The organism is Bacillus sp. EAC (genome assembly GCF_002156875.1).
Lineage (GTDB): Bacteria > Bacillota > Bacilli > Bacillales > Bacillaceae_G > Gottfriedia.
Genome location: NZ_NCSY01000004.1, coordinates 494389 through 514136, shown reverse-complemented (window position 1 = coordinate 514136; position 19748 = coordinate 494389). Strand labels below are relative to the sequence as shown.

General features: G+C 37.7%; 13 protein-coding genes. All 13 read right to left on the bottom strand.

Features of this window, described 5'->3' with window-relative positions; translation table 11 throughout:
- Nucleotides 1-59: 59 nt before the first annotated feature.
- A complete protein-coding gene (locus tag B7R65_RS09855; RefSeq protein ID WP_088042587.1) occupies nt 60-4613 on the bottom strand; it encodes an InlB B-repeat-containing protein in 4554 nt (1517 codons plus the stop codon).
- Nucleotides 4614-4987: 374 nt separating this feature from the next.
- A complete protein-coding gene (locus tag B7R65_RS09850; RefSeq protein ID WP_088042586.1) occupies nt 4988-6928 on the bottom strand; it encodes a BglG family transcription antiterminator in 1941 nt (646 codons plus the stop codon).
- Between the two features lie 404 nt (nt 6929-7332).
- Nucleotides 7333-8064, bottom strand: a complete 732-nt coding sequence (locus tag B7R65_RS09845) for an SIS domain-containing protein (RefSeq protein WP_218780415.1) — start codon at nt 8062-8064, stop codon at nt 7333-7335.
- A gap of 62 nt (nt 8065-8126) precedes the next feature.
- The gene (locus B7R65_RS09840; RefSeq protein ID WP_088042584.1) at nt 8127-9494 is read right to left on the bottom strand and encodes a sugar phosphate nucleotidyltransferase; all 1368 of its coding nucleotides are present in this window, start codon (nt 9492-9494) and stop codon (nt 8127-8129) included.
- Nucleotides 9495-9585: 91 nt separating this feature from the next.
- Entirely contained in the window at nt 9586-10713 is a 1128-nt protein-coding gene (locus tag B7R65_RS09835) for a MupG family TIM beta-alpha barrel fold protein (protein ID WP_088042583.1), read from the bottom strand.
- Between the two features lie 36 nt (nt 10714-10749).
- Complete coding sequence (locus B7R65_RS09830; RefSeq protein WP_088042582.1) at nt 10750-11670, bottom strand: N-acetylglucosamine kinase; 921 nt, start codon at nt 11668-11670, stop codon at nt 10750-10752.
- 591 nt (nt 11671-12261) lie between these two features.
- Entirely contained in the window at nt 12262-13098 is an 837-nt protein-coding gene (locus tag B7R65_RS09825; RefSeq protein ID WP_088042581.1) for a sugar phosphate isomerase/epimerase family protein, read from the bottom strand.
- Between the two features lie 87 nt (nt 13099-13185).
- Nucleotides 13186-13968 (bottom strand): 2-dehydro-3-deoxy-D-gluconate 5-dehydrogenase KduD, encoded by a 783-nt coding sequence (gene kduD, locus B7R65_RS09820; protein WP_088042580.1) that lies wholly within the window; start codon nt 13966-13968, stop codon nt 13186-13188.
- A 35-nt stretch (nt 13969-14003) separates the two neighbouring features.
- Complete coding sequence (kduI, locus tag B7R65_RS09815) at nt 14004-14834, bottom strand: 5-dehydro-4-deoxy-D-glucuronate isomerase (RefSeq protein WP_088042579.1); 831 nt, start codon at nt 14832-14834, stop codon at nt 14004-14006.
- 124 nt (nt 14835-14958) lie between these two features.
- Nucleotides 14959-15972: a sugar kinase gene (locus B7R65_RS09810; protein WP_088042578.1), complete on the bottom strand. Its 1014-nt coding sequence runs from the start codon at nt 15970-15972 to the stop codon at nt 14959-14961.
- Nucleotides 15969-16622 carry a bifunctional 4-hydroxy-2-oxoglutarate aldolase/2-dehydro-3-deoxy-phosphogluconate aldolase gene (locus tag B7R65_RS09805; protein WP_088042577.1) on the bottom strand — a complete coding sequence of 218 codons (654 nt, stop codon included), beginning with the start codon at nt 16620-16622 and terminating at the stop codon, nt 15969-15971. Before B7R65_RS09805 ends, B7R65_RS09810 begins: the two co-directional genes overlap by 4 nt.
- 83 nt (nt 16623-16705) lie before the next feature.
- Nucleotides 16706-18199, bottom strand: a complete 1494-nt coding sequence (locus B7R65_RS09800) for a UxaA family hydrolase (RefSeq protein ID WP_088042576.1) — start codon at nt 18197-18199, stop codon at nt 16706-16708.
- 15 nt (nt 18200-18214) lie between these two features.
- Nucleotides 18215-19684, bottom strand: coding sequence for a tagaturonate reductase (locus tag B7R65_RS09795; RefSeq protein WP_088042575.1), 1470 nt, complete (start codon nt 19682-19684; stop codon nt 18215-18217).
- Nucleotides 19685-19748: the final 64 nt, after the last annotated feature.

Here is a 19748-nt window from a genome sequence, read left to right as displayed (position 1 = left end):
AGAATATATTTATAGAACTATAGAATTATATAAATTAGCTTTTGACTTACAACAACTCATTAAGAAAGTTTAATTTTTATAACAGAAGTGTAATTACTGTAAACTTTAACCTTTCCAACAACAGTGTAAGCACGAACTTTAAAGTAGTACGTTTTACCTTTAACTAGTCCAGTAGCAGTTAATGATCCTTTTGAAGTTGTTTTTGTCACTTTACCCGTGAAATTGCTTGCTGTTGCGCGAACAATTTCATAGCCAGAAACACCACTTACTGTCGCCCAAGTTAATTTAATAGAAGTTGAACTTACTTTTACACCTTTTGGACCTTTCGGAGTAGCAACCATCCATTTTGCGTAAAGTATAGTATTTCCTGTTAATTTACTAGATGTAAAGTTCCATGCAGTTTTAAACGCTGCATCTTTGTACCAACCAACAAATACAAATCCTTTTCTTGTTGGATTAGTAGGTTTTGCAATGACAGTATTGTAATTTGCTATTTTAGTAGTTACTGCAGTTCCACCGTTACTGTTAAATGTCACTTTATAACTATTTATTTTCCAGTGCGCAGTTAACGTAACATTTCCCTTTACGACTGTATTGAAGTTATATGGTTCTGTTTTTGAAACTGCTTCATTGTACCAGCCAGCAAACGTGTAACCCAATCTTGTTGGTTTTGTTGGTTCAGAAATGCTAGTATTTTCGACTACTGTATTGCTTGTTACTGGTGAACCACCGTTGCTGTTAAATGTAATTGTGTATTTGTTAATGTTATTGTTATTGTCATTGTTAAGACTCCATTTTGCATAAAGAACAGTTGAAGCTGTTACTTTATCAGTCGCAAAATTCCAAGCTTGTATACCCGCTTCATCTTTATACCAACCAAGGAATGTATACCCAGTTCTTGTTGGTGTTGTTGGTGCTGTAATTGTCACGTTATAACCTACAGTTTTTGAATCTACTGTAGACCCACCTTTTGAATCAAATGAAACTGTACTTGTTGCATTCTTGGAAACTGTGCGTACAAAAGTCATCACATGGCTATCATTTGGAAAAGCAGGTTCTCCATTCATTGTCATGCCTGAGTATACAACCGTTGCAGTAATGTTCGCTGGTTGTGCTGTTATATAAGTAACGTCTCCATTAACTGCAACTGCTACATCGCTAGGTGAAGAAGACTCGTAACTAACTTCTACAAATTTGTGTCCATCTGTATTTAATCCTGTCTCAGCCATTGCATTTTTTAACCAAGTTGGATATGCAAAAGCATCCTTATCTAGCTTAGCAGGAGCAATTGGTTCATTTGATTTATTCGGGTCAATAACCTTAATCGTATATGTTATTTTAGTAGGTGTTCTAAAGAATCCATCAATAACAGTTGCTGTAACTGTGCAAATTCCTGGTTTTAAAGCAGTTGCATAAGCACCATAGTACTCACCATTTACACTTAAATCGGTTGGACTTATATTTCCTTCATCACCATAAGTTGCTATATTTCTAAGGTCAATAACTTGAAATGCATTTGCTTCAGCGTTGATTTGTGTAGGTAATCCGTTGCTATATCCTGCTTGATCCCAAGCATTCGTTGACCAAGAAACATTCCTAACATATCCCGTAGTTTTAGCATCAAGCTTAACAGAGTCACCCACGTTTATTGTAAAAGTATGTGAATCTGCATTATATTTCGCATTAGGATTCATAGATACTATATTAGTTGGGTATTCAAGGCTTTCAGTACCTTTATTTACTGGTGCTGTAATTTTTGATCCTAACCCTTCAACATAAGCAGCATCTTCAGGGTTTTGAGTGATCCAGTAAGGCATTGAGATTACAGTTGAAGATTCCATTGATCTGCTGTTACCAGAGTCAATTGTTCTTCTATCCATCGTTCCGAATATGTTTGTGTTGTATTTAGACATCATCACTTCATCACGTGGAATTAACTGGTCAGCCATAAGATTTGGTGCTATATGTGTTACGTCATTTCTGTTTGCAGAAAGAACATCCCAGTTTATGAAATTATTAGGGATACGTGTCATTTGCCATGTTGAACCAGCAAGGTCAACTTGTGGATTTCCGATATCAATCCCTTTATCTTTCAATGCACCTAGGGAAGCTGCGTAGAAAGTTGTCATGAATGGGTTTTTCTCTCTCTTTTCGTTCGTCCACCATTGGTTCATGCCTTCTAAAATTTCGTCGCCGTTAAACTTATCAGCATGGTGAGATAATGTGTAATATGCAAGTGCTTCTTCTTCTTCATCAGAATAGTTCATGTATGATTCGTGAGTTACACCGCTTACACCGATATCATCACCGTTATGAGCAGCAATACCAAAGTATCTTGCAAGATATTGTAATGACATATCAAGCATTGACGTTGAGTTATGTGTTTTTGGGTATCTTACTTCAAAATCATTGTGTTCATTAACTGTTGATGACGCTTTTTTGCCGTTCATTACATTGTACTCATTTGCAAAATCAAGTGGCTCAACTACATCAATGCCTTGTGCTACAAGGAGTGCTCTTTCTTCAGGAGTATACGTACCCAAATCTCTTGCAACTACAAGTGCTTGAAGCTGTAATTGTGCATTTAACGGACCATCTTCATAGTCTGCGTCTCTTCCCCATGCATCCTTATTACCATCAAGATATTCAGGGTTCATATTGGCCCATCTAGTTGGAGCATTTGGAACATTTAATCCATTTCCAGGAATTGTTCCTGTATCAAAACGAGATTCAGCTGGGTTCTCACCATTCACAGTCAATTGGAAATAGTTGTTTAGAACTAATGCATTTGTGTGGTTAATCATATCGTTTTTGATTAGCGCCGCTAGCTCTGGATCTTCATCTTTGAACGCTTTATATGCTAGATCAAGAGTGAAATAGTGACCTACTAATTCGTCTGTTGATGTTGTTGCTTTGTAAACAACTTTATTTGAGTCTAAAGCTTTTGTATCAGCATCAAAACCAGCGTTTTGGTTTGTAAATGTTTTTGTTAAACGTGGAGGTACTGCAACCGTGTCATAAGCTTTAAGAGCAGGATTAGTTCCATTTTTGAAAGATCCTGGGACATTATAGTAAACTGTTTTTCCGTTTACATCTGTGGTTTGTCCTGCCTTCTTTTTAATCCATGCATTATCCCAAGTTTCAGCTTCTGGAACTGTAGCTCCATTGTTACTTGTGTTAACTTTGTAAGACCTAGCAAAGAAACCAGATGAAGCAGGTTTTTTTGTGTAATCTAATGTATACTTACCATTTTCATCAACGTAAACTGGCTTTCCTTCGTTCGCTGCAAGCCACGCTTTTGCTTCATCAATAGTTGATACATTGCCCCCATAAGAGTTAACAACATACACATAGTCGTTTACATTATTTTTAGACGTAACTTTTAATTGTGTACCAGATACATAACCAAGAGTTACAATTGATTCAACTGCACGAATAGCAGATGCTTTTGCATCTATTGTTCTTTCATCAGATTCTCCGAAATTATCCTTCATGTAGTTGTATCTCCAGATTTCACCAGAAGCGTACATTGTCGTCCAAAGACCATCGTTGTCAGTATCACCTGTTCCTCTAGCAGCGTCTTTATCAGCCGTCATAAGAGCTTTAATCATATCCGCAGTAGAAGAGAAAGTCGTACTACCAGATTGGAATCCAAATCTGTCTGTATAGTTTCTAGAAATTTCTGTTTGAAGTAAAGCTTTACCCATTAGGGACATTTGCTTTCTTACAATATGTGTTGCATTTCCTGTTTCACCTAGAACCCAAAGTCCATTATTACCATCTGGCATAATGTTGGTAATCACTTCTTTGGCGTTATATGTAGCAGCAGCGCCATTATTATTAGTACCAGAACCAGAAGATTGACCTGTTTGAGGTATATATCTTCCACCCTGTAAGTATTGAATTTGATCCGCTGGAGTTAAGTTGGGATCGTAGAGAGTAATTGCGTCAGATACGATTCCGGTAATTACTCCATGAGGTCTTTCATCTCCAAGAAGAATTTTATCGTTTGATTTGATTAAAGTATCTTTTGAAACCAACCATTTTACGCCACTTTCTCCATTAACATAGCCAACATAGCTTTTAGAAGGGAATTTAGTTCCTGACGGTGCAGTTGGAATATTTGTTGTTTGCCAATTTGTTGTAGCAAGAGTAGCCGGAATTTTTGGATCTCCTGCATTGTAATAGTAAACTACCTTTTCAAGGTTTGTAGTTGACTGTGTCTCTATGACGGAAACCGTAATATTCACTGTTGTAGGAGCACCACTTCCATCTACTCCAATACCAGTGATGATTGCTGATCCACCAGATACACCTAATATCTTTCCACTATAATCACCACTCGCATTACCAATCGTATCAACATAAGCAACATAAGGATCAGAAGTCGTCCATTTAACGGGTTTTGTTGTATCTAAACCATTTGGTTTTGCATGTGTTATTTGAGTAGTATTCATTAAAATAGTAGTACCAGTTGAAACTGAAGCTACAGATTGAGTTGAAATAGTGGGAGCTGCATTAGCTACTACACTACTAAAAGGAGTTGCAAACATTGAAATTGCTAGAACAGAAGCCGGTACTGCTTTAGTAAAACGCCATTTATTTCGTTTCATTTCTCTTCCTCCAAAGTAATATATTCGAATCAATTTTCTAGCTCTAAGTCACGGTGCCACAAGGAGACAATAACGATTAAATTTTGCTCATTTAAATCATAGATTTAACGATACATTACAAACCATTCCTTGCTTTTTTCCCCTCTACCTCCTCTATGCTTAGTGAGATACCTTATTAGGAAAATATTATCAATGCTGTATTCCCAAAAACTATATACTCAATTGTTCCTTGCTTCTCGCTGCGTAACCGCTTAAAACTTAAAAAGAAAGGAACAAATGATATCGCTACGTATATTTGTTCTTTTACACAACCAACCAATTTAACTTAAATGTTCGTAATCTACTATTTTAATGGTTTCATGAATACTTAACGATTACGAACCATATTGAAACAAGATTTTTGAAATTTCATACTGAAAATCTGTGAAATTATTCGACTTCAAGACTTTTTGTTTCGCTTCGGGATGTTCCATTAAGTGTAAAAATAATCGACTTAATTCCTTGTGTAAAAACAAGTCTCCAGCACGAAGATTAATTAAAAATAGTATTTGTACTACTTTTCCATCGTAAGTCGGTGGATTCTTAAATATCACAACACTGATTGAATCTTGAATCGCAACCATTTTTAATGCATGTGGACTTGCAATCCCATTTTGAAGAATGGTCGATATTTTTTCTTCTCGTTCAACAACCAAATCAGGATAGTCAGGTGTTGCGAAACCATTTTCAACCACTTTTTTAGCTTTTTCTTTAATGAACGCTTTGTAGTCAAATGTCTCTCTACTTTCTTCTATATGAAACAATTCTGAATGAAACAAAGATAAGAGTGTCGGCGCATTTTCTTCAACTCTACTAGCTGGGTACCTAGTGAGCGTACGACGAATTCGTTGGATATCTGTTTCAGTTAAGATAGGCGCTACTTGAATATATGGAATCGAAATATTGTCAAAACGAATCGGAATCGATGAAACAACTAAATCATAATCTTCTAGTTGAGCCGATTGAAGTTCACTATCCAGGACGACATCAATGGTTGCTTCTTGGAAAACGGTTTCAAGTTTCATTTTCAGTAAAAAGGCCGATCCTGCTCCTGATCCGTGAGAAAGCAGAATCTTTTTGTAGGAGCTTAATTGTTTTTGCTTCTCCCTTTCCATATGGGCTGCAAAATGCATTGTAATGTAACCCATTTCATCACTGGAAAGTTCGAATCCCCATATTTCTTTAATCATTTCAGAAAAATTTAAAGCAATCATAAATACGTCGGAATATCGACTGTATACATCATCTAACAATGGATTGGTAAGCTTTAAATTGAAATATAACCTTCTTAACAATGGATACATATGCATGATAAGCGTATTCAAAAGTTGTTGATCACTCATAAAATGTGTCAAGAATGTTTGATCTAACTTCTCCAAACATTTCTTTAGTTTTTGATTCAAATCATTCTTTTCTTGTTCCTCAATATCGTCAACACTCGATTTCCCACTTATGTGTGCAGCAAGATACACAATTTCACTCTCAGGTAGTACGACATGATAAAGTTCAGAAAGAATTTCACAAATTCTCTTCGCTATATTCATAAACGAGGGCTTAATCAGGGAGACATCTAACTTCTTTTCCTGATTAGGTAAAATAAAATTGTGTTGAGTTACTCGAAACGAAAGTACTTGAATGTGAACTAAAATGTTCTCTAGTGCAAAGAAACTTAATTTCAATTGATTATTTTGTATTTCTTCTCTCAAAACTGTTCGAATCTCTTCGAATGGAAATGCTTTCTCGAACTGTTGATAAGTCGATTTCTTTAACAATCCCGTTTCTTTTTGACTTAAGAAATAAGAAAACGCCCTTCTGAAATTTGTTTCATCTCCAACTAAACGAACACCATAACGTGATTTTGATTCGACTTTTAAATCGAAAATTCGAGCTTGCCTTTCTACTTCAATCATGTCGCTAAAAACCGTCGATCTGCTGATCATTAGGCTATCTGCAAACATATCAATGGTTTGAAACTCAGTCGTTTGAAGCAGAAGCATAATGATATTTACTACACGAACACGAGGTAAATCAGGGGCTATTGCACCCTCAATTTCTTTCATATACGTTTGAACTAGTTCTTTGTTAACGACATGAAGTAAAAAACCTTCTCCACGTTTTTTTTGAATCACAAATCCAGATTTTTCACCAATCACGTTTAATTCTTTCAATTCATTTCGTAAAGTCCGATTTGAAATAGCGAATTCTGATTCAAGTTCTTGCGTTGTTAGTGATTTACCTTTTTGATATAAATACTGCAAAATTAGATCTCTTCGCATACATTACCTCATCAATCTAGATGCTTCTCTATTATTTTCAAGTATACTTTTCACTAAATACATTGAACAGTTTGAATTTTTCCAACATTGTTAGCAATTTCAAACTAATTTATCATTGCTATCGTATAACTTTTGTCCTGCTAAAAATACAGGTACTTTTTACTAATCCCCCTCTCTGAATGGAATCATTCTCACTTTAAACACATACATAGTGCGCATTCTCCATCTAATGTATTTGATGTAGCAGAGATTAGAGTCAGGGTTGTTTAACATCTCTTCACAGTATGTGCATGAATCCGAAACAGAGGATCACCCTTTCGAACACAAAAAAAAGCGTTCCCAGGCCAAGGGAACGTTTTTTCTTATCGCTCATTTTACTTTTCTATATCCTTATCAGACTAAAATCATACGTTATAATACTTCGCAAAAAGATCTTTATTCCATTCATCTCCACCGTCCACATTCGAGCTCTTAAACACTGGTGGTCTCAGTCCAGCTTGATAGTATTTCTTTGCTAACAAAATCGAAATGGTTTGAGCAACAAAAGCCCCCGCCATCGTAGAAGTTGCGCCCATCCCTGTGTTTGCTTCTTCAACATAAAAAGCAGCATCTCCAGGTCCAGTACAATTATCAATAACGATATCACTAAAATCACATAGATAGTTGCCGCTACTGTGTCTTGATTTTGACCCTTCAGGGTGATTCGGATTAGTAAAAGCAATAACCTTCGCACCGCATTCCTGTGCTATTTTTGCAAGTTCAACAGTCATTCCATTTCTTCCTGAATTGGACGCAATCACAAGGACGTCTTTTGCGTTTATTTTATATAAATCAAAGATCACTTTTGCATAGGCTTCTATACGTTCAATCACCGTGCTTTTTAAAGGATGATCGTGTAAAAAAAACTCATTTGGCAAAATAGGAGAGACTTTGGCAAAACCACCCGCTCTGACATAAAATTCTTCTGCAAACATATGGGAATGGCCTGAACCAGTGACAAGGAAGCGACCGCCATTTTGAATGGCTTCAAAAATACATGTTGCAGCTTCATCCATTTTTTTCTTTTGTGTCGTATACAGTTTTTCAAGATTTGCTGTCACATATTGATAATATTTCTCCATATAACTATCCCTCATTTGATTGATTTGAGTACCCGTTGAGACATTTGTTTTAACATGTGAATTTTGAATTTACCGACTTACCACCCGTACTTCTTTTCGCTCCATTTTTTGATAATCAGATCTTGTTTAACAAAAACTAGACTATTTTTTTCAATATCTTGATCTATGATTGCGCCAGCTCCAAGAACACTATATGCACCGATTTTACAACCCGGCATAATGATCGTATTAACGCCAGTTCTGCAATAGTCGCCAAGATACGAAGCATTTGAAAAATGCAGTGGTACTTCTTTTCGTCCATTCACAACCTGCTCAGTTTCTCCGTCATCAAAGCGTAATGTACCGCAAACGGTTGCTGCTCCGATATCCGTATGACTGCCAATTGCACCATAAAACTCGCCATAGTGGTAAAGATATACCTTATCCATCACCATTCCACCAAGGAACTCTGCACAATGGTCAAAAATACAATAAGATCCGATCGATACTCCATCGTAAATGATGCAGTAATTACGAATAATTGTTTGATCACCAATCACAGCATTTCCATTAAAAATGGCTCCATTATCAATGATTGTATTGTCACCCACAATCAGGTTACCATGAATGACAACTCGATCACCTATTGAGGAGTTCTTGCCCAGTTTTACATGGCCATGAATGGTTGCATTTTTGGAAATCGTTGCACCTTCTGCTAGTTGGTTCTCTTGTAGTGCATTACAAAAATGATCCACCATAAATTGGTTCGATTCTAACATATGCCAAGGCTTATCAATATCAAAGAAATAACCATTACATTCGATTGCATGTAATTTTACCCTTTCTAGCGATTTCAGAAGTCCAGCTTCAATATAACGCTCTTTCGGAACACCTACACCTACTTTTACATTTGGAAAATAATCTGGCGTTTTTTTCACATCTTCTAAAAGTGACTCGTCAAAACGAAATCCTGCAAATTGATGGGTAATGCTGTCCCCACGATAGTGGGCACCTATTGACTGTACGAACCCATTCTTAACATTTGCACCAATCCAGTTTCTAGAGGATTCCTCTAAGGTTTTCAACAACACAGCAGGATTTTTCGACATAACTAAATTCTCTATATCCTTTTGTTCAACGATGGTATCCCCATAGAGAACGATAAACTCCTTCGTTTCAGATAGTTTCTCTGCTCCCTTTACGAGACTTTCTGCGCTTCCTAAATTTGTTTGATTGGATACAAATGTTATGTTTTCGATATCTGATAATAGATTTTCTATTTCTCTTTGATGTTCTTCATTAACGACAACAACTATTTCTTCGATTCCTATTGCCAAAATGGATTCAATGTTATAGCGAATTAATGGCTTCCCTGCGATTTTTATTGTTGTTTTGGAGCGTACCGCATTGAAAGGAAACATTTTACTACCTTTGCCGGCCGCAAGAATAATTGCGCTTTTTACCATTCCACATCCTCCGGTTTCATTCACGTTTGAACACTTTGTTTGAAAGATCCTATCTAGTACAGACTAAAATCATGATTGGCTATAAAACTTTTCACTTGTAATCTACTAAACGAAATTTATTTTTGCCTGCTAAAATATAAGGCAATAAATCTTTTGCAAAAGGATGAACAAATCCAATGACATTGTGCTCAACTGATTGGCCTAAATCCTTCAATGAGATTTGCACTTCTCCTTCATATTGCGCACTGCGATTATTTAAAACAGAGATTGTATACATTCCTCTTGGTGCACAATAGCAGGGTGGCACTTCCATCCCCCTCGTATCAGTCGCCCGAATTAAATTTGCAGGCTGATCAACTCTTGAAAGTAGGATTGACTCTTGAATTTTCATTTTTATATTTTCAGGAACAAACTGATTAAATACAACTGGAATTTCTATAAACTCTTGTTTGTAACATCTTGCCATTTCGGCAAGCTCTGAAAGATCCGCAAACGAGTCACCAATTAGTACATCATGAAAACCATTTGCAAATAATTCTAGCATCGCAAACTGACTAGGTAAAAAGCGGTGTTTTTCGATCGTACAGACCCCATGACCTAAGTGATGCAAATCTTTTGGAGAAAGTTGCGATGCAATAAACCCACCGATTGGTACACCGAATGAGGCGAACAAGTCGTTAATTGGGCGAACGTCCTCAAGTGACAATGCTGTGTCTGGTAGCGGGAAAAAGTTGTGACAAGCCGTTAGTTGACCAATATTTCCGTCTTTTTCAATCGTCTCTAGAAATTGACGGCATTCACGGTAAGCGTTTCCATTATGATTATCAGAAGAAGACATTGAAGCATTTATTTCTATTTGAATCCCCTGCTGATTTTTTGAAAGTATTGCAACTTCTTCGCTCGTAAAACCTCCATCAATACGGAGTTTTGTGATGCCCATCTTTTGTAATGCTGTTAAATCGTTCAATTTACAACCGAACTCATTGAAAACTTCATCATTCATATCAGCTGACACGGTCATTCCAAGTTCTTTACAGTAACTTAGTATGTCATTCCAAGTATTTGCATTTACATCCATAGCACCTTCAAAACCATGATTATTCAAAATCAGTGAAACAAATACTTTTTTAAAACCAAACGAATTAGCCTTTTTCAAATAATCTTTGATTTGAACTACAGGATAGAAGTTGGGATACACACTAATTCCTATTTCACGCATATTCAGTCCCCATTCTTTACTATTGTTAGTTTGTATTCACTTGAATTGCGCACCAATAATAATGGCACCGAATACAGGATCATAAAGTGGTGCAGAAATCTCTACTTGTGGTAAAACAACTTTTAACTTCTCTTTTAACATAGCTAAGTAATCGGTTGATTTCGTCAATAAACTGCCTGCAACAGAAAGACGGAATTTTTCTGATCCCATTTGTCGACTGATTCCAACGACTAAACGAACTAATTTCTCTAGTTCTCCTTCAACAATCGTACGAGCAACTTCGTCTCCTTTTGCCCATGCTTCTAAAATAATTGGCGTACATGAAGCTATCTTATCTACCGGTAGCGTATCGTCCAAATATAATAAATCCATAAAATCTTCTGGAGATGCCAACTGAAAATGATCGAGCAACTTTTCTGTAAATGATGTAGACGCGATCACTTTGTCGTACTCTTGCATGACAGCAGCAATCGCATGTCGACCAATTTGGAAACCGCTTCCTTCATCACTGATCAATCCGCCCCAGCCACCCGAGCGTACTATTTTTCCGTTTGAGCCAATCCCCATAACAATAGAACCTGTTCCAGCTATCATCAAAGCATCTTTTCGATCTCCGTTGCCACCAACAAGGGCAATCTCTGCGTCATTCACCACTTCTAGTTGGCAAGTAAATCCACTTTCTTTTAGCGCAGACAAATAGATGTCAATATCTTTCGGACGATCGACTCCTGCAGAACCTAGTACGAGAATCGCATCTTGCAGTCGCTCCTCAAAACAAGAGACTAATACTTCATAAATTTCACAAAATACTGGTCTAAGACCGTCTACGCCGATGTTATTATAATTTGACATTCCAAAATTTTGGTCAAATAGTATTTCACCATCTAGTCGTTCTTTGACCATGACTCTCGTTTTCGTTCCTCCGCCGTCCATCCCAATAATCAATCGATTACCCATTATCTATTCTTTCATCCTTTCTTTATTATGTTATTTCTTTCTAAAAGCACATTCTTGCACTTACACCTTGAATTTTATAAAATACTCACTGTTTCCCGAGACATCAAATCAAACTTTGAATACTTTCGTCCTTGCAGTTCATTCTTCCATCGTTATATATCTAATGTTTTCAATTCCAAACTAGTACTAATGAATATTTGCAATTATTGTAAAGTAAACTTAAAGCTTTTTCTAGGAGGAAATATTCCACTGACTTTCGAAAAAATTCACTTAATACACATGGTTCAAGAATAAAAGTGGAGTATTGAGATTCGAACAACTACAACTTCAAGAGATGTTATTAGAACATTTAATAGTTTGATAAAAAACTGAGGTTAAAGAAATACGCTTTCATGAATCTATACACACACTACAATGTAATTAAATAAAATCTTACAAAATGGTTAATCACGGGGTAGGGTGATTAATTCCCATATTCAACTGCATATCTTAATAACGCATACTACTCGCCTATTAGACCATAATCTAACTTCGGTTTCCTATTTACTTTTATATTTATTTTTAAAAAAATCTTTGAAATTGATAATTAATTTACTTTTTTTCATATTTCCGTCTCAAATAAACAATGCTTTCATCTATAAACGGTTCCTTTGAACCTTCTATTAAAATATTTAGATATGGTTTTGTGTGCTTTATTAAGCCAAATAACTTATCGTAATTTAACAAACCTTGCCCCACCGGTACCTGTTTTAGTGAGTTTCCCTCAATAATAAAATCTTTCGCATGGAAAATAACTATTCTATCTCCCAATATTTTAAAAGCTTCTTCAAAAATCTCTTCTTGATTTATATAGTTATCAATGGTCAATAGATTAACCGGGTCAAAAATAACTTGTAGATTATGAGAGTCAATCATATCTAAAAGACGCTTCATGGTTTGGACAGAATAAATTGGATGATTTACTCCCGCTTCCACTCCAACAATAACACCCAATTTTTCAGCCTCCTTTACAAGTTCAGAGACACTTGCCACTACTTCCATAAAAGGCTTCTCTTTAAAGTTTTCTTCTGTATAAACAATCTCTGCATTGACGTTTCCTGTTTCTGTTCCCACAATGCTGCAGCCAAAATCTTTTGCGAACCTTAGATGCTCTTTGAAGCGATCCATCCCTTTTCTTCTCTCTATTTGGTCTGGATGAATTAGATTAAAATAACAGCCCAAAACTGCAATCTGAAGTCCGTTGTCAGAAAAAGCACTTCCAATATGGCGGGCAATACCAGGAGTTAGATTGCCTATTCCTGAATAAAGTGTCGGCAAGGACTTGTTTAGAGCAAGCTGAACACTGGTCAATCCTTTATCGACTATATCATTTACCAGTTTTTCTAAATTATTTGTTTCGATATCATGGGCTCTAATCCCTATCTTCACAAAAATACACCTCTTTCTTTCTACAAAGAAGCCGTACCAAAAAAGTCTGGTACGGCTTTGTGATTTTTTATTTTCGCCCTCGCCTTGTTATCTGGCAAGCCAGCCTCCATCAACTGCTAACACATGTCCGTTCATATAGTTAGATGCCTCACTAGCCAAGAACACCACAACCCCCATCAAGTCTGACGGACTTGCCCACCGTCCCGCTGGTATGCGAGAAAGAATTTCCGCATTTCGTTTTTCGTCAGCACGAATTGGAGCGGTATTATCTGTCGCAATATATCCAGGTGCTATGGCGTTTATTTGAATATTGTACTCGGCTAATTCATTAGCAAACGCCTTGGTAAGGCCAGCTACAGCATGCTTACTTGCCGTATAAGGAGGAACAAATTTACCTCCCTGGAATGAAAGCATGGAAGCAATATTGATTATTTTTCCCGATTTTTGTTCGACCATCACCTTTGCTACTTCCTGACTGAGAAGATACAAAGAATTAAGATTAATTTCCATGACGTCATCCCAATCTTCCTCTTTGTATTCCAATAGCGGTGCCCTGCGAATAGTTCCCGCGTTATTCACCAGTATATCAATTCTTCCAAATTCCTTAATACATTCTGAAGCTACTTGTTTTACTTTTGTCCTATCACTTAAATCTGCCTGAAAAAATACAGCACGTTGGCCGTTCTCTTCAATCAGATCCTTACTTTCCTGCCAGTCTCCACTCCGTGCGACTATAAAAAGATCAGCCCCTGCCTTGGCCAGTGCAACAGCGTACGCCTGCCCAAGCCCTTTATTGCCCCCAGTCACGATCGCAACTTTTCCTCTAAGGCTGAAATAATCTAGTGAAAAAGAGTTAAGTTCATTAGACATTCTGATAACCTCCGCTCCATAATTCCTTCAAATTATTATTTCAAATCTTCCATTTTCACAAAATCCATGTCCGTATAAGTGATGTTCTCTCCGCACATTCCCCAAATGAAGGTGTAGTTGCTTGTTGCTGTCCCTGTATGTATTGACCAACTTGGCGAAATAACCGCTTGTTCGTTTTTAAGAATTAAATGCCTTGTTTCGTCCGGTTTACCCATAAAGTGAAAAACACGAGTTTCTGGTTCCATATCAAAGTATAGGTAAACTTCCATGCGGCGTTCATGTGTATGGCATGGCATGGTATTCCAAACACTGCCTGGAGACAATATCGTCAATCCCATTTGAAGCTGGCAGCTTTCGCACACATTCGGATGTACATATTGATAAATTTTACGCTCGTTCAAAGTACCAGACTCACCGGTTTCAAGAGGTACAATTTCATTGATATCAATTTTAACAGTTGGGTACGTATGATGAGCCGGGGTAGAATTAAGATAGAATTTAGCTGGATTGCCGGCATCCTTTGAGAGGAATGATACTTCCCTGGTTCCCTTTCCAACGTACAATCCGTCACGAGCCTTCATATCATATTCGGCCCCATCAAGGATGACAGAACCATCCCCGCCAACATTAATGATTCCAAGCTCACGGCGCTCTAAGAAATACTCAACACCTAAATCTTTATCTAGTTTAATAGCTAATTCGTCTTCTGCAGGGGTAACACCTCCAAATATCATACGGTCATTGTGAGTATAGGTTAAGTGAACCTGCCCTGGCTCAAAAAGGGTTTCTACTAAAAATTCTCTTCTTAAATCTTCAGTTGTATATTTTTTCATATCTTCCGGATGAATCGCGTAACGTGTTTTCATCTTCCATTACTCCTTTAGCATCAAATTATTGGTTATGTTAGAGATCATTTTTGATTTTGTAACACTATTGATTGGAGAGGAAATCAACAGGCAAATTTAACATAGTTAATTTATTTTGAAGAAATTACCGAACAATTTTTCCAGGGGCACTGTCAGTAAATCGAAATACTTCTTCTTTTGTGAACAAATTACAGTCACCATGAATAGTGTGTTTCAGTGCCGAGGCTGCTGTTGCAAAAGATACAGTCTGCTGAAGGTCAAATTCTTCCATTATTCCTGTTAAAATACTTGCTGCAAATGCGTCCCCTCCACCAACCCGATCTACGATAGGATCAATATAATGAACTTTGGATTGATAAAGTTCCCCTTGTGCGAACAGATTACCCTGCAGTTGGTTAGCTGATGCGGAAATGACCGTTCTGAACGTGGAGCTGATAAACAGGATGTTTGGATACAACTCAGTAAACTTAGTATAATAATGTTTTAGTCTTTCAGTCTGCGAGAGGGACTGATCCGCTTCGACTAGACCTAACAAATAAATGGCATCTAGTTCTCCAAACGAACAAATATCTATATAAGGAAGCAGTGGCAATATGGCTTCCCCAGCTTCCTGTTGGCTCCAAAGCATAGCCCGGTAATTGAAATCAAAACTCGTTTTGACGCCAAATTGCTTTGCCTTTTTCACTCCAACCAAGAGGGTTTCCCTTAGTTCGGGTGAAAGCGCCAACGTAATCCCCGATACATGGAATAAGAAAGCATCCTTAAAAATTTCTTCCCAATTTATTTCATTTGCTTCCATCATAGAAAAGCTTGAATTTTTTCTATCATAAGTAACTTGAGCGCTTCGTTCCCCAACCCCTGCCTCAAGGTAATAAGTGCCAAGTCGTTCCCCACCCATTAAGAGGTAGTCCGTTCGTACACCGTGAGACCTTAAATGATTGCCAACTGCTTGCCCTAAAGGGTTATTTGGAACTTTGCTTACAAGGAAAGCATTATAGCCAAAATGAGCCAAGGAAACCGCGACATTAGCTTCAGCCCCTCCATAGTTCACTTTTAGCTCTCCAGTTTGTGACAGCCTTTCCCCAGCACCAGTCGAAAATCTTAGCATGATTTCCCCAAACGTGACAATCTTCTTCATCGTAAATCCTCTCTTGCTTCCCGGACCTTTTGGACAAATTGGCTTGCATATTCTGTGATTTTTTCGTACTCTGCTGTTTTAGCTGGAGCTAAGAGATTTCCTCCTACTCCAATTGCCACACAACCGTTTTTAATCCACTGGTCTGCATTCTCGAGACTTACGCCGCCTGTTGGCATTATATTGACATGCGGAAGCGGAGCTTTGACTGCTTTGATATAATCCGGTCCAAAAGCATTGCCAGGGAACAATTTAATTATGTCAACCCCGTTCTCTAGAGCCGTTTTAATTTCCGTAATGGTTATGCAACCAGGCATGTAGGGTATCTGATATAGATTGCAGAGCTTGGCAGTCTGTTCATCAAAGCATGGACTTACGATGAACTGGGCGCCGGCTAAAATGGCAATTCTTGCTGTCGCGGCATCTAGTACTGTTCCTGCACCGATTACGACATCAGAGTTGTCAGCGAAATAGGAGGCAAGTTCTTTAATCACTGTTTCTGCCTCATGAATGGTAAACGTTACTTCAATTCCCATAATCCCGCCCTTTACACAGGCCTCCGAAATTTGAATGGCTTCTTCTTTCGAATCTGCCCTGACAACGGCAACAACACCACATTCTGTAAGCTTGGTTAAGATTCCTAGTTTTTTCATTTCTGCCTCCTTTGAAAATATACTTAATTTGACAATTATTTTTTACAAGAATTCTAGTTACATAGAAGATGAGTAAAGAAGAATTATAATGTCACACCACTTTTAAAAATAGAGATTTCACGAAAGTCATTCTTTTCGTTATTCACCATTTCACTGCTTGCAACCTTGACGATATAATCAACAAAATCGCTCAAGACTTGGTCTGACGAGATATGATCTTCCAATAAAGTTCCGGCATTAAAATCGATCCAATGAGGTTTTGTTTCATAAATCTGGGTATTTGTAGAAATCTTAACGGTCGGAACAAAGGTTCCAAATGGAGTTCCCCTTCCTGTTGTAAACAGAACCATTTGACATCCTGCGGCAGCAAGCGCTGTGGAAGCAATTAAATCATTGCCTGGTGCGCTAAGAAGGTTTAGGCCTTTTGTTTTAAGGACCTCACCGTACTTCAGGACATCGACAACCACTGAAGTGCCAGCCTTTTGGGTGCATCCAAGTGATTTATCTTCAAGGGTTGTGATCCCGCCTGCCTTATTGCCAGGAGATGGGTTCTCATAAACTGGCTGATTATGTTGTAGGAAATAGTCTTTAAAATCATTGATTAACCCGACCACTTTATGAAATACCTCTTCATTGGCTGCACGTTCCATTAGAATTTTTTCTGCACCAAACATTTCCGGAACTTCGGTAAGAACCGTTGAGCCACCTTGGGCAATGAGGTAGTCAGAAAATCTGCCGAGAAGTGGATTAGCTGTAATGCCAGAGAAACCATCAGAACCTCCGCATTTTAAACCTACTTTTAATTCTGACAGAGGGATATCCTCCCTTTCATCCTGCTTTGCTGCTTCGTAGAGTTCCATTACTAATTTAAAGCCTTCTTCAATTTCATCCGTAACCGCTTGTGAGATTAGAAATTTAACTCTATCTTCATTCACTTTACCTAGTTCTTTTTTAAATTCCGGTAGTTCATTGTTTTCACAGCCAAGGCCTAAAACTAGGACTCCTCCTGCATTTGGATGGTTAACCGCATTCATTAATATCTGTTTAGTATTTTCATGGTCATCACCTAGCTGGGAACATCCATAACTATGCTTTAAAACTAGTACATTATCAAAAGGGCTATGGTCTCCAACATATTTTTCGAATCGTTTAATAATTTTTTCAGCAATTCCATTTACACAGCCTACTGTCGGAACAATCCAAAGTTCATTTCGAATCCCTACTGATCCATTTTCACGTCGATAGCCCCTAAAGGTCCGTTTTTCGTCTTTATATGGGTTTGTGGTTTGAACTGGTTGGTAGCGGTATACCTCAGTGCCGGATAAATTTGTTTTCGTATTATGAGTATGGACAAGTTCGCCGGGTGCAATTCCCTTCAAGGCATGGCCAATCGGGTACCCATATTTTATGATATTTTCATTTGCCGTTACCTCTTTAATGGCAACCTTATGTCCTCGATAAATCATTTCTTTTAGTTGAATCGTTACGCCATTAACAACTAGAAGTTCGTCCTTCTTAAGATCTTTTAAAGCAAGAATGATATTATCGTTATCATGAATTTTAAGGTAATCTCTCATCTAACCCAGCCCTCCTTATTTATGAATCGATGTATGAGATAATTCTATTAACGCATTCCTTACTCCCAGTTGTTCGATTTGACTGAGGTGTTTTATTACAGTATCTGTTAGATTTGAAATCGTATGAAGGTCCATTCCCCAAAGCTTCTTTTCACTTAATACTCTTTCCGCTAGAGCGTATATATCTATTTTCTTATTTTCATACATTTCCCAAGTAGATTTAAAGAATTCTAGTGTTTCAGTTCGATCCTGCAAACTGATATTTTCTTCTCCTCTTTTCCCTCGGTAGAAGTAGATTAGGCAGCTCAAAGCAAAAACCATCCTTGGCGGAAGAACATTACTCTTCTTTGTGTAATCAATAAGTGAAGGCAAATTTCTTGTAATAAACTTAGAAATCGAATTTAAGGATATACTCATTAAATAATGCTTAATATATGGGTTGGCAAACCGACCGAGGACCTCCTCGGCGTATACTACAAGGTCGGCAGTATTCCCTTCGAGGCCAGGTAATATTTCCTCGGTTATCATTTCCCTAATAAATAATCCAACTTCTTTGTCACCTACTGCTTCTTCAACCGTTTCTAATCCAGATAAATAAGCAACAGGAGTCATCGCAGTGTGGGCCCCGTTTAGAATCCTAACTTTACGAGTTCGGAATGGAGTTAAATCGTTTACAATAATCGTATTAAGTCCCGTCCCTTCAACTGGAAGCTCGTGTTTTATAAATTCTGGTCCTTCTATTACCCACAAATGGTATTGTTCACCTACCACCATTAATTCATCTTGGTAGCCAAGCTCTGTCGTTTTTTCATTAAAGGTATCTGAAGGAAATCCAGGAACAATTCGATCAACTAGACTCGAACAAAACGTATTCGCTTGCTCGATCCAATTGATAAACCCGTTGCCAAGATTCCAGTTTTGGGCGTACTTTAGTATAATCTCCTTCAGTACCTTCCCGTTATTTTCAATCAGTTCACAAGGTATAATGACACAGCCACGTTTTGGGTCTCCAGAAAAAGCTTGGAATCGATGATATAAGAATGCGGTCAATTTTCCGGGAAAACTCTTCTGAGGCAGATCCTCCAATTTATCCTTAGGGTCATAAGCAATCCCTGCCTCAGTCGTATTGCTTATGATAAAACGAAGTTCCTCTTGTGCAGACAGCTCTATATACGCCTGATAATCCGTAAAAAGGTTAATTCCACGGCTGATTGAATCAATTACAATATGTTCGCTGACAGGACATCCATCCTTGATCCCCTGTAAATAAAGTGTAAATAATCCGTCTTGATTGTTAAGCCTTTCGATCTTCTCAGAGCCTCTAGGCTGGACTACAACGACACTTCCATTAAAGTCGGTTTTCTCGTTCAAGACTTGAACTTGCCAGTCAACAAAGGCTCTTAAAAAGTTCCCTTCTCCGAATTGAAGAATCCTTTCAGGGTAGATACGGTAACCTTTATAATTCTTTCGATTCAACTTTTGCATAGTCCACACTCCTCACCTTAATGCACACGTGAACATTTTTAGTTATACCCCTTCTATAAGTTTA

Excerpts from the sequence above, each read along its gene's own strand:
- B7R65_RS09855 (WP_088042587.1), bottom strand. The coding sequence starts at position 4,613 with ATGAAACGAAATAAATGGCGTTTTACTAAAGCAGTACCGGCTTCTGTT.
- B7R65_RS09850 (WP_088042586.1), bottom strand. The coding sequence starts at position 6,928 with ATGCGAAGAGATCTAATTTTGCAGTATTTATATCAAAAAGGTAAATCA.
- B7R65_RS09845 (WP_218780415.1), bottom strand. The coding sequence starts at position 8,064 with ATGAGGGATAGTTATATGGAGAAATATTATCAATATGTGACAGCAAAT.
- B7R65_RS09840 (WP_088042584.1), bottom strand. The coding sequence starts at position 9,494 with ATGGTAAAAAGCGCAATTATTCTTGCGGCCGGCAAAGGTAGTAAAATG.
- B7R65_RS09835 (WP_088042583.1), bottom strand. The coding sequence starts at position 10,713 with ATGCGTGAAATAGGAATTAGTGTGTATCCCAACTTCTATCCTGTAGTT.
- B7R65_RS09830 (WP_088042582.1), bottom strand. The coding sequence starts at position 11,670 with ATGGGTAATCGATTGATTATTGGGATGGACGGCGGAGGAACGAAAACG.
- kduD (WP_088042580.1), bottom strand. The coding sequence starts at position 13,968 with ATGTCTAATGAACTTAACTCTTTTTCACTAGATTATTTCAGCCTTAGA.
- kduI (WP_088042579.1), bottom strand. The coding sequence starts at position 14,834 with ATGAAAACACGTTACGCGATTCATCCGGAAGATATGAAAAAATATACA.
- B7R65_RS09810 (WP_088042578.1), bottom strand. The coding sequence starts at position 15,972 with ATGAAGAAGATTGTCACGTTTGGGGAAATCATGCTAAGATTTTCGACT.
- B7R65_RS09805 (WP_088042577.1), bottom strand. The coding sequence starts at position 16,622 with ATGAAAAAACTAGGAATCTTAACCAAGCTTACAGAATGTGGTGTTGTT.
- B7R65_RS09800 (WP_088042576.1), bottom strand. The coding sequence starts at position 18,199 with ATGAGAGATTACCTTAAAATTCATGATAACGATAATATCATTCTTGCT.
- B7R65_RS09795 (WP_088042575.1), bottom strand. The coding sequence starts at position 19,684 with ATGCAAAAGTTGAATCGAAAGAATTATAAAGGTTACCGTATCTACCCT.